This is a genomic window from Mesorhizobium sp. ArgA1 (assembly GCF_053714375.1).
Genome location: NZ_JBSKBQ010000001.1, coordinates 1,448,606 through 1,461,697, shown reverse-complemented (window position 1 = coordinate 1,461,697; position 13,092 = coordinate 1,448,606). Strand labels below are relative to the sequence as shown.

General features: G+C 62.8%; 10 protein-coding genes. 7 read left to right on the top strand and 3 right to left on the bottom strand.

Features of this window, described 5'->3' with window-relative positions:
- Positions 1–226: 226 nt before the first annotated feature.
- From glmM to serA, 5 genes are all read left to right on the top strand, one after another.
- Positions 227–1,579 (top strand): phosphoglucosamine mutase, encoded by a 1,353-nt coding sequence (gene glmM / locus ACWGTI_RS07175; protein WP_454586411.1) that lies wholly within the window; start codon positions 227–229, stop codon positions 1,577–1,579.
- A gap of 251 nt (positions 1,580–1,830) precedes the next feature.
- Positions 1,831–2,646, top strand: coding sequence for an outer membrane protein (locus ACWGTI_RS07170; protein ID WP_454586410.1), 816 nt, complete (start codon positions 1,831–1,833; stop codon positions 2,644–2,646).
- Between the two features lie 226 nt (positions 2,647–2,872).
- Complete coding sequence (locus ACWGTI_RS07165) at positions 2,873–3,646, top strand: outer membrane protein (protein ID WP_454586409.1); 774 nt, start codon at positions 2,873–2,875, stop codon at positions 3,644–3,646.
- Between the two features lie 200 nt (positions 3,647–3,846).
- Positions 3,847–5,022 (top strand): phosphoserine transaminase, encoded by a 1,176-nt coding sequence (locus ACWGTI_RS07160; protein WP_454586408.1) that lies wholly within the window; start codon positions 3,847–3,849, stop codon positions 5,020–5,022.
- A gap of 59 nt (positions 5,023–5,081) precedes the next feature.
- The gene (gene serA, locus ACWGTI_RS07155) at positions 5,082–6,683 is read left to right on the top strand and encodes a phosphoglycerate dehydrogenase (protein ID WP_454586407.1); all 1,602 of its coding nucleotides are present in this window, start codon (positions 5,082–5,084) and stop codon (positions 6,681–6,683) included.
- A 54-nt stretch (positions 6,684–6,737) separates the two neighbouring features.
- Here the strand turns inward: serA and ACWGTI_RS07150 are convergent, their stop codons facing one another.
- Positions 6,738–7,649 carry a DMT family transporter gene (locus ACWGTI_RS07150; protein ID WP_454586406.1) on the bottom strand — a complete coding sequence of 304 codons (912 nt, stop codon included), beginning with the start codon at positions 7,647–7,649 and terminating at the stop codon, positions 6,738–6,740.
- Between the two features lie 209 nt (positions 7,650–7,858).
- Here ACWGTI_RS07150 and ACWGTI_RS07145 point away from each other — a divergent pair, with 209 nt between their 5' ends.
- Positions 7,859–9,157 carry an adenylosuccinate synthase gene (locus ACWGTI_RS07145; RefSeq protein WP_142869266.1) on the top strand — a complete coding sequence of 433 codons (1,299 nt, stop codon included), beginning with the start codon at positions 7,859–7,861 and terminating at the stop codon, positions 9,155–9,157.
- 77 nt (positions 9,158–9,234) lie between these two features.
- Positions 9,235–10,923, top strand: a complete 1,689-nt coding sequence (locus tag ACWGTI_RS07140; protein WP_454586405.1) for a hypothetical protein — start codon at positions 9,235–9,237, stop codon at positions 10,921–10,923.
- Between the two features lie 58 nt (positions 10,924–10,981).
- On the opposite strand, the gene ACWGTI_RS07135 is transcribed toward ACWGTI_RS07140, so the two are convergent.
- A complete protein-coding gene (locus tag ACWGTI_RS07135; RefSeq protein ID WP_454586404.1) occupies positions 10,982–11,209 on the bottom strand; it encodes a type II toxin-antitoxin system CcdA family antitoxin in 228 nt (75 codons plus the stop codon).
- A 61-nt stretch (positions 11,210–11,270) separates the two neighbouring features.
- The gene (locus tag ACWGTI_RS07130; protein ID WP_454586403.1) at positions 11,271–13,091 is read right to left on the bottom strand and encodes an ABC-F family ATP-binding cassette domain-containing protein; all 1,821 of its coding nucleotides are present in this window, start codon (positions 13,089–13,091) and stop codon (positions 11,271–11,273) included.
- Between the last annotated feature and the right edge of the window lies 1 nt (position 13,092).

Here is a 13,092-nt window from a genome sequence, read left to right as displayed (position 1 = left end):
GCCGCCTTCAACAGCAAAGGATTACTGAACCTGCGTCGCACGGCCAGTGTGAGCGGTATATTGCGGCAAGACCGTGTCACCGTGAGGCGTTGCCGAACACTGCTTGACAGCCTGCTACAATGATTTTCTAAGAATTCGTAATATACAATCACACAATGTGATCGTAAGGCCCGGCCAATTGTGGCATTAGAAGCCGGCTGAAAAACCGACGGGGATTCTGGCTAACATGGCAGGACGTTATTTCGGCACCGACGGCATTCGCGGGCGCGCCAACAAATTTCCGATGACGGCTGAGATCGCGATGCGGGTCGGCATGGCCGCCGGCCTGTCGTTCCAGCGCGGCAGCCACCGCCACCGCGTCGTGCTCGGCAAGGACACGCGGCTGTCCGGCTACATGATCGAGAATGCGATGGTGGCTGGCCTTTGTGCCGCCGGCATGGACGTGTTCCTGCTCGGCCCGATCCCGACGCCGGCGGTCGCCATGCTGGTGCGCTCGTTGCGCGCCGATATCGGCGTCATGATCTCGGCCTCGCACAATCCCTACTTCGATAATGGCATCAAGCTGTTTGGGCCTGACGGCTACAAGCTCTCCGACGAGATCGAGGAGCGCATCGAGAGTATGCTCGACAAGGACATCGAACTGGCGCTCGCCGACTCCGACGGGCTCGGCCGCGCCAAGCGTGTCGACGGCGTGCATGACCGCTACATCGAATTCGCCAAGCGCACCTTGCCGCGCTCGATGTCGCTGTCGGGTCTCAGGATCGTCGTCGACTGCGCCAATGGCGCCGCCTACAAGGTGGCGCCCGCCGCCCTTTGGGAATTGGGCGCCGAGGTCATTGCCATCAATGTCGAGCCGAACGGCTTCAATATCAACAAGGAATGCGGCTCGACCCATCCGGCCGGCCTGCAGAAGAAGGTGCATGAAGTGCGCGCCGATATCGGCATCGCGCTCGACGGCGACGCCGACCGTGTCGTCATCGTCGATGAGAACGGCACGATCGTCGATGGCGACCAGATTATGGCGCTGATCGCCGAGTCCTGGCACCAGAGCGGGCGGCTCGCCGGCGGCGGCGTCGTCTCGACGGTGATGTCCAATCTCGGCCTCGAACGCTTCCTCGGCGACATGAAGCTGCAGCTGCACCGCACCAAGGTCGGCGATCGTTATGTCGTCGAGCACATGCGTGCGCATGGGTTGAATGTCGGCGGCGAGCAATCGGGCCACATCGTGCTGTCCGATTTCTCGACCACTGGCGATGGCCTGGTCTCGGCTCTGCAGGTGCTGGCCTGCATCAAGCGACAGAACCGGCCGGTCAGCGAATTGTCGAAGAAGTTCGAGCCGGTGCCGCAGCTGTTGAAGAATGTCCGCATCGCCGGCGGCAAGCCGCTCGAGGAAGCCCCCGTCAAGGCCGCGATCGAAGATGCGCGCAAGCGTCTCGGCAAGGCCGGGCGACTGGTCATCCGGCCCTCCGGCACCGAGCCGCTGATCCGCGTCATGGCCGAGGGCGACGACCCGCAACTGGTCGAAGCCGTGGTCAACGACATCGTTGACATCATTTCGGAAACGCGCAGCGCCGCCTGATCGCGTTGCCTCCACCGGCAGGCGCGAACTGCCGGCTCGAAGACCTCAAGGCCCGCCTCCAGGCGGGCCTTTTGTTTTCGCCAGGGCGGTTCCAGCATCATGCCGGGCGGCAGCTGTTTGCTAAAATGTCGATAATTCGTGGTTAATCGACAGGGTTAAACGCCTTTTAACTTTTCCAATTCATTATCCACAACTGAGGTCAATCATATTCGGGCGGGTTTGGACTTCCCGACGGTTCTCAGGGGTGAAGCATGTTCAATACAGCAAAAATGGCTCTCCTTGCCGCGCTGTTCGCAGGCGTGGCCGGGCCGGTATTCGCCGCCGACCTGGTGGAGCCGCCGGTGGTCGAGGAAGCACCGCCGCCGGTAGCTTATGACCCGCCCGCCGATTTCGGCGGCTGGTACATCCGCGGCGACATCGACTATCATAAGTCGGATTTGCGCGGCATCGACTATATCACCTACGGGCCGCCTCCCGGCAGCAATGTTTTCGATTCCGGCGAGCTTAAGGGCGGCTTCTCACTCGGCGCCGGCATTGGCTACAAGATCAACGATCATTTCCGTACCGACCTGACAGCCGACTATTGGTTCGCTTCGGACTTCAATGGATCAACCAACGATGGTGTTACGACATCGGTCGAAGTGTCGAAAATGAGCGCATTGCTGCTCTTGGCCAACGCCTATTACGATATTGGCACCTGGCACGGCTTCACGCCTTATGTTGGCGCTGGCATCGGCGGCGCGCACGTCAAATGGGATGCCGTCCACGACCCGAACACAACCGAGACCAACCCCGGGTCGAAGAACTGGCGCTTTGCCTACGCGCTCATGGCCGGCGCGTCCTATTGCCTTACCGACAGAGTGATCCTGGATGCCGGCTATCGCTACTCTCACATTGAGGGAGGCCGCATGTTCGACTTCGATGTGAGCAGTTCCGGGCCCGGCTTCGACCATGGCATCAACACACATGAGGTACGCGGCGGTCTGCGCTATCAATTCGGCGGCAATAATGGTTGCACATCGCCGGAACCCTACGTTCCCCAGCCGGAGCCGATCTACACCAAGTAGTCGCTTCGAAATCCTGGAATTCGCGAACCGCCCGGTTATGCCGGGCGGTTTTCGTTTGGCGATTGCGGTGCATTTCCATCGGCTGCGTGCGCTGAATACAGCCCCTCGAATTCAATTCGGTAACCCCTCGTTATCCTTAACCCGCACTTAACCACTATGGTTAACAATGCTTCCTGAAACGGTGCGCGCGATTAACGACGGGCGACAATTTCAGGAGCCGGGGACCATGAATTTCAAACCGCTGACAGCGCTGGCGCTTGCCGCATTCGTGCTTGCTCCGCTGACGCCGGCGCAGGCCGCAGACTACGATCCGCCGATCTATGTCGATCAGGCGCCGGACTATCAACCGGTCGAGGTCGGCTCGGGCTGGTATCTGCGTGGCGACGTCTCCTATCTGGCGCAGAAGAGCTACCAGGATCAGGATTTCACCTTCGCGCCGGCAAGCTTCAGCGAAAAGCAGGATCCGGCCTTTGCCAGCATCGGCTTCGGCTATCATTTCAACGACTATCTGCGCGCCGATATCAATCTCGGCTATCTGCCGGGCAACAAGGTTGGCATCCACTACGACGATACCGCGATCGTGATACCGCCGGCCACGGCAACGGTGGCGTCGGCATCCCTGGAGAATTATTCCCTGTCGGGGATGGTCAATGGCTATGTCGATCTTGGCACTTATGTCGGGATCACGCCCTATCTGGGCGCCGGCATCGGGTTGGTCCGGAGCAAATACAAGCTGTCGGCGAGTTACTTCACCGACAATCTCGACGCTACCGATGATTTCGTCCGGAGCGACAACAAGACCCAGTATGCCTTCGCCTATACGCTGGATGCGGGCTTGGCGTATCAGATCACCAAGAATGTCTCCGTCGATCTCGGCTATCAGTATTTTTCGGCGCCGGATGCTGAATATGTCACGGCCGAGAGCCTGACCTCCTATCCGATCCGCAAGGGCATCAGCAATCATCAGGTCAAGCTCGGGCTGCGTTATGACCTCTGGTAAGCTGTTGTCGACACCAAGCCAAACGGCGGATCTCTTCGATCCGCCGTTTGCGTTTGAAGTCACGACATCCTGATCGCGGATTGCTTGTATCTTGTCAGCGACAAAAACTTTCCTCTTGACGCCTGAGGGCTGAACGCATATCGCCGTCCGTGGGCCACCCCTCCCCAACGAGGGGCCACTATCTGGAAGGATAGACCACGATGACGACGCATACGAAGCCCGGACTCCGTCCGGCAAATCCCAATTTCTCCTCTGGTCCCTGCGCAAAACGTCCCGGCTGGTCGGTCGAGGCGCTGAAGAATGCTGCGCTCGGCCGTTCGCACCGCGCCAAGATCGGCAAGACCAAGCTCGAACAGGCGATCGAGCTGACGCGGGAAATTCTACAGGTTCCAGCGGATTACCGCATTGGTATCGTGCCGGCGTCGGACACCGGCGCCGTCGAGATGGCGCTGTGGTCTCTGCTCGGCGAGCGCGGCGTCGACATGGTCGCCTGGGAAAGCTTTGGCTCCGGCTGGGTGACCGATGTCGTCAAGCAGCTGAAGCTCGCCGATATCAGAAAGATCGAAGCTGGCTATGGCGAGCTGCCGGATCTCACCCAGATCGATTTTGACCGCGACGTGGTCTTCACCTGGAACGGCACGACCTCAGGTGTGCGCGTGCCGAATGGCGATTTCATTCCAGCCGATCGCAAGGGGTTGACCATTTGCGACGCGACATCGGCCGCCTTCGCTCAAAGGCTCGATTTCCAGAAGCTGGACGTCGTCACCTTCTCCTGGCAGAAAGTGCTGGGCGGCGAGGGCGCACACGGCATGCTGATCCTCAGCCCGCGCGCCGTCGAGCGGCTTGAAACCTACAAGCCGGCCTGGCCGTTGCCGAAAATCTTCCGGCTGACGTCGGGGGGCAAGCTGATCCAGGGCATCTTCAAGGGCGAGACGATCAACACGCCGTCGATGTTGTGCGTCGAGGACTATCTTGATGCGCTCGACTGGGCGAAGTCGATCGGCGGTCTCGACGCGTTGATCGCCAGAGCGGACGCCAATGCCGCTGTCCTCGACGGTTTTGTCGACAAGTCCTCATGGCTCGGCCATCTCGCAATCGATGTGGCGACGCGGTCCAACACGTCCGTGTGTCTGTCCTTCACCGACCCGGATGTTGCGGCGCTCGATGCCGACGGACAGGCGGCTTTTGCGAAGGCGATCGTCTCTGTGCTCGACAAGGAAGGCGTCGCCTACGATATCGGCTCTTATCGCGACGCACCGCCCGGCCTGCGCATCTGGTGCGGCGCGACTGTCGAGACATCCGATCTCGAAGCGCTGCTGCCCTGGCTCGACTGGGCCTTCGCCACGCAGAAGGCGTCGCTGAAGGCCGCGGCCTGAGATTGCATGGCGGCCTGCGGGCCGCCAGTTCCCCGACAATCCATTTCAAGGAGGCCGCAATGGCGCCCCGCGTTCTCGTCTCGGATAAACTCTCCACCACCGCCGTGCAGATATTCAAGGATCGCGGCATCGAGGTCGACTATTTGCCCGATCTCGGCAAAGACAAGGAAAAGCTGCTCGAAGTGATCGACCAGTATGATGGCCTTGCCATCCGTTCGGCGACCAAGGTCACGGAAAAGCTGATCAATGCCGCGACAAAGCTCAAAGTCGTCGGCCGCGCCGGCATCGGTGTCGACAATGTCGACATCCCGGCGGCAAGCCGCAAGGGCATCATCGTGATGAACACGCCTTTCGGCAATTCGATCACCACGGCCGAGCATGCTGTCGCGATGATCTTCGCGCTTGCCCGCCAGATTCCCGAAGCCAACGCCTCGACCCATGCCGGCAAATGGGAAAAGAACCGCTTCATGGGCGTCGAGATCACCGGCAAGACGCTGGGTGTCATCGGCTGCGGCAATATCGGCTCGATCGTCGCCACGCGCGGCGTCGGCTTGAAGATGCATGTCGTTGCCTTCGACCCGTTCCTGTCGGACAAGCGTGCCGAGGAGCTTGGCGTCGACAAGGTCGAACTCGACGAGCTTTTCGCCCGCGCCGACTTCATCACGCTGCACACGCCGCTGACCGACAAGACGTGCAACATCATCGATGCGGCGGCGATCGCCAAGATGAAGAACGGCGTGCGCATCATCAACTGCGCCCGTGGCGGGCTGGTCGTCGAGGCCGATCTGGTCGCGGCGCTGAAGAGCGGCAAGGTGGCCGGCGCAGGCGTCGACGTGTTCGAGGTGGAGCCGGCCGAGAACAATGAACTGTTCGGCATGGAGAATGTGGTGGCGACGCCGCATCTCGGCGCCTCGACGGCGGAAGCGCAGGAAAATGTCGCGCTGCAGGTGGCCGAGCAGATGGCCGATTACCTGATCAAAGGCGCGGTTTCCAACGCCATCAACATGCCCTCGATCACGGCGGAAGAAGCGCCGCGGCTAAAACCCTTCGTCAAGCTCGCCGAAGTGCTCGGCGCCTTTGTCGGCCAGGTCACCGAGGACCCGATCACTGAGGTCGAGATCCTGTTCGACGGCTCGACCGCGACGATGAACACGCGGGCGCTGATCAGCGCCACGCTTGCCGGCTTGATCCGGCCGCAGGTCTCCGACGTCAACATGGTGTCGGCGCCGATCATGGTGAAGGAGCGCGGCATCATCGTCGCGGAGGTCAAGCGCGACAAGTCGGGCGTGTTCGACGGCTACATCAAGCTGACGGTCAAGACCGAGCACAAGACGCGCTCGATCGCCGGCACCTGCTTTTCCGACGGCAAGCCACGCTTCATCCAGATCAAGGGCATCAATCTCGACGCCGAGGTCGGCCAGCACATGCTCTACACCACCAATGCCGACGCGCCCGGCATCATCGGCCTGCTCGGCACGGTGTGCGGCGAAAACGGTGTCAACATCGCCAACTTCCAGCTCGGCCGCAACCGGCCGGGCGGCGACGCGATTGCGCTACTCTATCTCGACAAGCCATTCCCGGAAGATGTGCTGGAGCAGGTCAAGGCTCACAAGTCGATCGACTCGGCCAAGCGCTTGCAGTTCGACGTCAACACGATGTGATCCGGACCGTCCAATGAGGTTCGAAAGGCGCGGCCTTGCCCGCGCCTTTTTTGTTCAGGGTGTTCGCGTCGACGGAGCGCTCGCCATCTTGCGTCCGCTGTGTTCGGCCAGACCGATGCCGCCCAGCACCAGGACGAGCGCCAGCGCCTGGTAGAGCTGGAACGTCTCGCCGACGATCAGCACCGACAGCAGCGTGCCGAAGATCGGCACCAGGTTGATGAACAGCCCGGCACGGTTGGCGCCGATCAGTTCGTTGCCCCTGATGTAGAATATCTGCGAGATGACCGAGGCGCCGACCGCAGTGTAGGCGATGATCGCCCAGCCGCTGATGTCGGGGACGATGACCTTACCGGCGGCGGCTTCCCACAGGACGAAAGGCAGCGACGTAATCAGCGCTGCGATCGACAGCGACAGCATCAGGCTTTGCCAGCGCATCTCCGGCTTCAGCCGCAGCCCGACCGAATAGCCGCTGTAGAGGATAACTGCGATCAGCATGATGGCATCGCCGAAATTGAGCTCCAGCGTCAGCAACCGGCGCGGGTCGCCATGGCAGGCGGTCAGCACCACGCCGGCTATGGTCAGCACGACGCCGGCAATCTGCGCCCAGTTCACGCGTAGGCGGAAGAAGATAAAGTTGGCAACGATGATCAGGATCGGCATCGCCGCCTGTTCGATCGAGACGTTGATCGCGGTCGTATAGTTGAGCGCCGTGTAGAAAATGGTGTTGAACAAAGTGAAGCCGCTGGCCCCCAGTGCAGCCAGGACGAGCCAGTGTTTGCGCACCACGGGCCAGTCCTCCTTGATCGTCCGCCAGCCGATCGGCAGCAGGACCGCGACCGCCAGCACCCAGCGCAGGAAGACCAGCATCATCGGCGAGACATGATCGACCGCCAGCTTGCCGGCGACGGAATTGCCGCCCCACAGCAAGGTGGTGACGGCCAAGAACAGGTAGGCGTGTCGATGCATTGCAGGATTCCGGCCGCCGGAGGTGCGGTGTTTGGCGGCCTATTGCCCCCGCCGGCCCAAGTAAATGATGTCAAAGCCGAAAATTGTTGTGCCTCAGGGCATTTTCGGCGGCAAAGAAAGGTCGCACTTGCGAGGTCTTGACGCTATAGAGGCCTGTCGTTTCGAACCATATCCAGGCCGCCAGGGCGGCATCTCAAGGGAAAAGAAATATGGCCAATGTGGTGGTCGTCGGCTCGCAATGGGGCGACGAAGGCAAGGGCAAGATCGTCGACTGGTTGTCGGAGCGCGCCGACGTGGTCGTGCGCTTCCAGGGCGGCCACAATGCCGGCCATACGCTGGTGGTCGACGGCAAGGTCTACAAACTGTCGCTGCTGCCGTCGGGCGTGGTGCGGCAAGGCAAGCTGTCGATCATCGGCAATGGCGTCGTCTTCGACCCGCACGCCTTTGTCGCCGAAGTGGCAAAACTCAAGGCGCAAGGCGTCGAGGTGACGCCGGACCGCCTGAAAATAGCCGAAAACACCGCGCTTATCCTGTCGCTGCACCGGGAACTGGACGGATTCCGCGAGGACGCCGCCTCCAATTCCGGGACGAAAATTGGCACGACCCGTCGTGGCATCGGCCCCGCCTATGAGGACAAGGTGGGCCGGCGCGCGGTCAGGGTGATGGATCTGGCGGATTTGGAAACGCTTCCCCTCAAGGTCGATCGGCTGCTGACGCATCACAACGCGCTACGTCGCGGGCTTGGCCATGGGGAGGTCACCCATGAGGCGATCATGACCGAACTGACCTCGGTCGCCGATGAGATCCTGCCCTATATGGACCGCGTCTGGAAAATCCTCGACGACAAGCGCCGCGCCGGTGAGCGCATCCTGTTCGAGGGCGCGCAAGGCACGCTGCTCGACATCGACCACGGCACCTATCCGTTCGTCACCTCGTCCAACACTGTCGCCGGCCAGGCCGCTGCCGGTTCGGGCGTCGGCCCCGGCGCCATCGGCTATGTGCTGGGCATCACCAAGGCCTATACGACGCGTGTGGGCGAAGGCCCGTTCCCGACCGAGCAGAAGAACGAGATCGGCGAATTCCTCGGCACGCGCGGCCACGAATTCGGCGTCGTCACCGGGCGCAAGCGCCGCTGCGGCTGGTTCGACGCCGTGCTGGTGCGCCAGGCCGTCGCTGTCAACGGCATCAAGGGCATCGCGCTGACCAAGCTCGACGTGCTCGACGGGCTGGACGAGATCAAGGTCTGCACGGGTTACCGGCTCGACGGCGAAATGATCGACTATCTGCCGGCGAGCCAGGGCGCGCAGGCGCGTGTCGAACCGGTCTACGAGACGCTGGAAGGCTGGAAAGGCACCACTGCCGGCGCACGCAGCTGGAACGACCTTCCGGCGCAGGCCGTCAAATATGTCCGTTACATCGAGGAGCTCATCGGCGCACCCGTCGCGCTCCTTTCCACCAGCCCGGAGCGGGACGACACAATACTTGTGACCGATCCGTTTCAAGACTAGTTTTCTGAAGCCTTTCCGGGCATCGCGGCTGATTTGCGGGGGCCGGCGCGGAAACAAAAATACAGGTCGACTGAAGCATGGCAGATTTCGTTGCTGTTCTGAAAAAGGCGCTCGACAAGTATGGCGAGCCGGCTCTGGACGTGCGCACGCGGACCTATGACGGCGCCCGTGCCGCGCTGGTCAAGAAGCTCGCCGATTTTTCGCCGCCGCTGTCCGCCGATGTCATCGCCAAGCAGAAACGCTCGCTGGAAGACGCCATTTCGAGTGTCGAGCGGGACTATGCCAAACCGGCACCGGCATCCGATCCGCTGGCCGAGCTCGAACACATCTTCTCCTCCATCGACCGCAACAAGAACCAGCCCAGTCATGTAAAGCCGTCCACCACGCCTGCATCGGCACCTGCACCGGCCTGGCAGCCGGCGAAACCCGTGCAGCCGGCGCCGGTCGCCCGGACGGAGCCGAGCTGGCAGAGGCCCGCACCGACACCACCGCCGCCTGCTGCGCGCGCCGAAACCGTCAACGAGCAGGCCGCGGAGCTGGACGCCGACGACGACAGCGTCGATGTGTTTGCCAATGACGAGCAGCCGGCCGGGGATACATTCCAACGCCTGCGCCCGGCCGAACGCAAGCGCAGCTATGGCGGGCTGATCGCCGCTGTCGCCGCGCTGCTTGTGGTCGCCGGCGGCGGCTACGGCATCTGGCTGAACAAGGATGCGTTCAGCTCGATGTTCGGTCTTGGCGACACCAAGACGGTCTCGACCGAACCGCTGGTCAAGCCGATGCCGGCCAAGCCCGCGGCCGAGGCGCCCGCACCGGCTGCTGCCGGCGAGGGAACCAAATTCACGCAGCGCCTGACGCCCGAAGGCGGTGAGACCGACCCTGGTCCCGCGGCCGGTCAAAGCGGCATTGGCGAGGGCGAATCCGTCGCCGCGCTGACCACGCCGCCGCCTCCGGCTCCGGCCCCAGCGGCGACGCCAGCGCCTGCGACCCCACCCCCCAGCGATGCCGCAGCCACTGCAGTGCCCGCCACGCCCGCGCCCGCCACACCGGCGCCTGACGCTTCCGCCACGCCGCCGGCAACGCCGCCAGCCGATGGCGCCGCTCCGCCGGCCAATGGGGCAGCACCGGCTGATGCCGCGGCCACTCCGCCGGCGCCCGCAGCCGGCACGCAGCCCGCGGCGCCGACGGCCGCCGCTCCCGAGCCGGCCGTTGCGGTTGGCCAGAAGGCGATCTTCTATGAGGAACGCACTTCGACTTCGCAAGGCTCGGCCGAACCCGGCAGCATCGTCTGGTCGCTGGTGCAGGAATCGCCCGGTGGCGACGCGCCGCCCGAGCCGGCGATCCGCGCCGAGGCGACCATTCCCGGCAAGGACATCCAGCTGCGCATGACCATCCGCCGCAACACCGACCAGACGCTGCCGGCCAGCCACATCATCGAGATGATCTTCCTGACGCCGCAGGGCTTTGACGGCGGTGGCGTTGACAACATCCTGCGCGTGGCCATGAAGAGCTCGGAGCAGGATGCGGGCAGCCCGCTTATCGGCATTCCGGCCAAGATCGCCGACGGCTTCTTCCTGGTGGCGCTCAACGACACCAAGGCCGACGAGGACGCCAATCTGACCTTGCTCAGGGGACAGGACTGGATCGACGTGCCGGTGGTCTACAAGACCGGACGCCGGGCCCTGCTGACTATGGAAAAAGGCATCCCCGGCGAGAAGGTCTTCGACGAGGCGCTGAAGGCCTGGCAGGCGAAGACAGCGGGCTGAGAAGCGACGTTCAATCCGTTCGCTGCTCTTTCGGTTGCAGAGAGAAATCGAGGCCAGTTCAAAACGGGCGATATTTGGCCAGCGGCAGGCCGTTACGCCTGACGTAGTCGTTATAGCTGTCGATGGCATCCTTGTTTTCTTCGTGCCATCGACGTGTCTTTTCCGCAGCGATCGCTTTGACGATGCCCGCCTCTGCGGCGTGAGCGATGTTGATCCCCAAGGCTTCAGCCTCTTCGATCAATGGAAGCTCGATGGAGAGCTTGAGCGAAGACTGAGCATCAGCCATTTCAACGGCCCTACGATATCTATGGACAAGAGCATGGCAGCACGCCTGCAAAGCTGCAAGCTTAGCCCTCCATCTCCTCGCGCAGCATTTCTAGCTCCAGCCACTCTTCCTCCAGCGCAGCCAGCGTCGCTCGTTCCTTGTCGAGGGCGGCAATGGTCTTCTGGAACGAGGCGGGGTCGCGCTCGTAATAGGCGGGATCGGCGATGTTGTTCTCCAGCCGTGAAATCGAGGCCGTCACCGCCTCGATCTTCTTGGGCAGCGATTCCAGCGCGAATTTCTGCTTGAACGACAGTTTCTTGGCGGGCCCTTTCGGCGCCGCCGCCTCGCTTCTGCCTGCTGCGGGCGTGTCGCCGGCCTCAGTCTTGGTCCGCACCTTGCGGTCGTCGAGCCGGGTGCCGCCGCGCTGCGCCAGCATGTCGGAATAGCCGCCGGCATATTCGATCCAGCGGCCGCCACCGTCCGGCGCGATGATGCTGGTCACGGTGCGGTCGAGGAAGTCGCGATCATGGCTGACCAGGATGACCGTACCGGCAAAGCCGGCGACCAGTTCCTGCAGAAGCTCCAGCGTCTCCATGTCGAGATCGTTGGTCGGCTCATCAAGCACCAGAAGGTTGGCCGGCCGGGCCAGGACGCGGGCCAAAAGCAGCCGCGCCCGTTCGCCGCCGGAAAGCTCGCGCACCGGCGTGCGCGCCTGTTCCGGCTTGAACAGGAAATCCTTCATGTAGGAGACGACATGGCGTTGTTCGCCATTGATGACGAGGTTTTCGCCGCGCCCGTCGGTGAGATATTGCGCCAGCGTCTCGGCCGGGTCGACCGACTCGCGCTTTTGATCGAGCGTGGCGATTTCCAGATTGGTGCCAAGCCGCACCGAGCCGGCATCCGGCTTCAACTCACCGGTCAGCATCTTCAACAGCGTCGTCTTGCCGGCACCGTTCGGTCCGACCAGGCCGACCCGGTCGCCGCGCTGGATGCGGGTCGAAAAGCCTTTGACCACGGTGAGGTCGCCAAAACTCTTTTCGATGTTCTTGGCCTCGATCACCAGCTTGCCGGATTCCGCGGCGTCGCTCGCCACCATGGTGGCCGAGCCTTCTGCGCCGCGATGGCCGCGAAAACGCTGGCGCATGGTCTGGAGCTCGCCGAGGCGGCGCATGTTGCGCTTGCGCCGCGCCGTCACGCCGTAGCGCAGCCAGTGCTCCTCGCGCACGATCTGCCGACCGAGCTTGTGCTGCTCGCGCTCTTCCTCTTCCAGCACCTGGTCACGCCATTCCTCGAAATGGCCAAAGCCCTTGTCCAGACGGCGGGTCTGGCCACGGTCGAGCCAGACGGTGGCGCGCGAGACGCGTTCGAGGAAGCGACGGTCGTGCGAAATGACGATCAGCGCCGACGAGGTGCGGACAAGCTCCGCTTCCAGCCACTCGATGACAGACAGATCGAGATGGTTGGTCGGCTCATCAAGCAGCAGAATGTCGGGCTCCGGCGCCATGACGCGGGCAAGCGCGGCACGGCGGGCCTCGCCGCCGGAAAGATCGTTGGGATTTTCGGTGCCGGTGAGGCCGAGATGCTCCATCAGATAGGTGGCTCGGTAGGGATCGTCGGCGGGACCGAGCCCGGCCTCGACATAGGCACGGACATTGGCAAAGCCATCCATGTCGGGCATCTGCGGGAGATAACGCACGGTCGCCGAAGGCTGGCGGAACACCTCGCCGTCCTGCGGCTCGATCATCCCGGCGGCGATCTTCAAGAGCGTAGATTTGCCGGAGCCGTTGCGGCCGACGAGCGCGATCTTGTCGCCGGCGGACGCGGTGAGTTCGGCGCCGTCGAGCAGCGGCGTGCCGCCGAAGGTCAGTCTTATCCCGTCGAGGTTGAGAAGGGGCGGGGCCATG

Bases quoted from the DNA above. Each gene is read 5' to 3' on its own strand.
- ACWGTI_RS07165 (WP_454586409.1), top strand. From the start codon at position 2,873: ATGAATTTCAAACCGCTGACAGCGCTGGCGCTTGCCGCATTCGTGCTT.
- ACWGTI_RS07145 (WP_142869266.1), top strand. From the start codon at position 7,859: ATGGCCAATGTGGTGGTCGTCGGCTCGCAATGGGGCGACGAAGGCAAG.
- glmM (WP_454586411.1), top strand. From the start codon at position 227: ATGGCAGGACGTTATTTCGGCACCGACGGCATTCGCGGGCGCGCCAAC.
- ACWGTI_RS07150 (WP_454586406.1), bottom strand. From the start codon at position 7,649: ATGCATCGACACGCCTACCTGTTCTTGGCCGTCACCACCTTGCTGTGG.
- serA (WP_454586407.1), top strand. From the start codon at position 5,082: ATGGCGCCCCGCGTTCTCGTCTCGGATAAACTCTCCACCACCGCCGTG.
- ACWGTI_RS07130 (WP_454586403.1), bottom strand. From the start codon at position 13,091: ATGGCCCCGCCCCTTCTCAACCTCGACGGGATAAGACTGACCTTCGGC.
- ACWGTI_RS07160 (WP_454586408.1), top strand. From the start codon at position 3,847: ATGACGACGCATACGAAGCCCGGACTCCGTCCGGCAAATCCCAATTTC.
- ACWGTI_RS07170 (WP_454586410.1), top strand. From the start codon at position 1,831: ATGTTCAATACAGCAAAAATGGCTCTCCTTGCCGCGCTGTTCGCAGGC.
- ACWGTI_RS07135 (WP_454586404.1), bottom strand. From the start codon at position 11,209: ATGGCTGATGCTCAGTCTTCGCTCAAGCTCTCCATCGAGCTTCCATTG.
- ACWGTI_RS07140 (WP_454586405.1), top strand. From the start codon at position 9,235: ATGGCAGATTTCGTTGCTGTTCTGAAAAAGGCGCTCGACAAGTATGGC.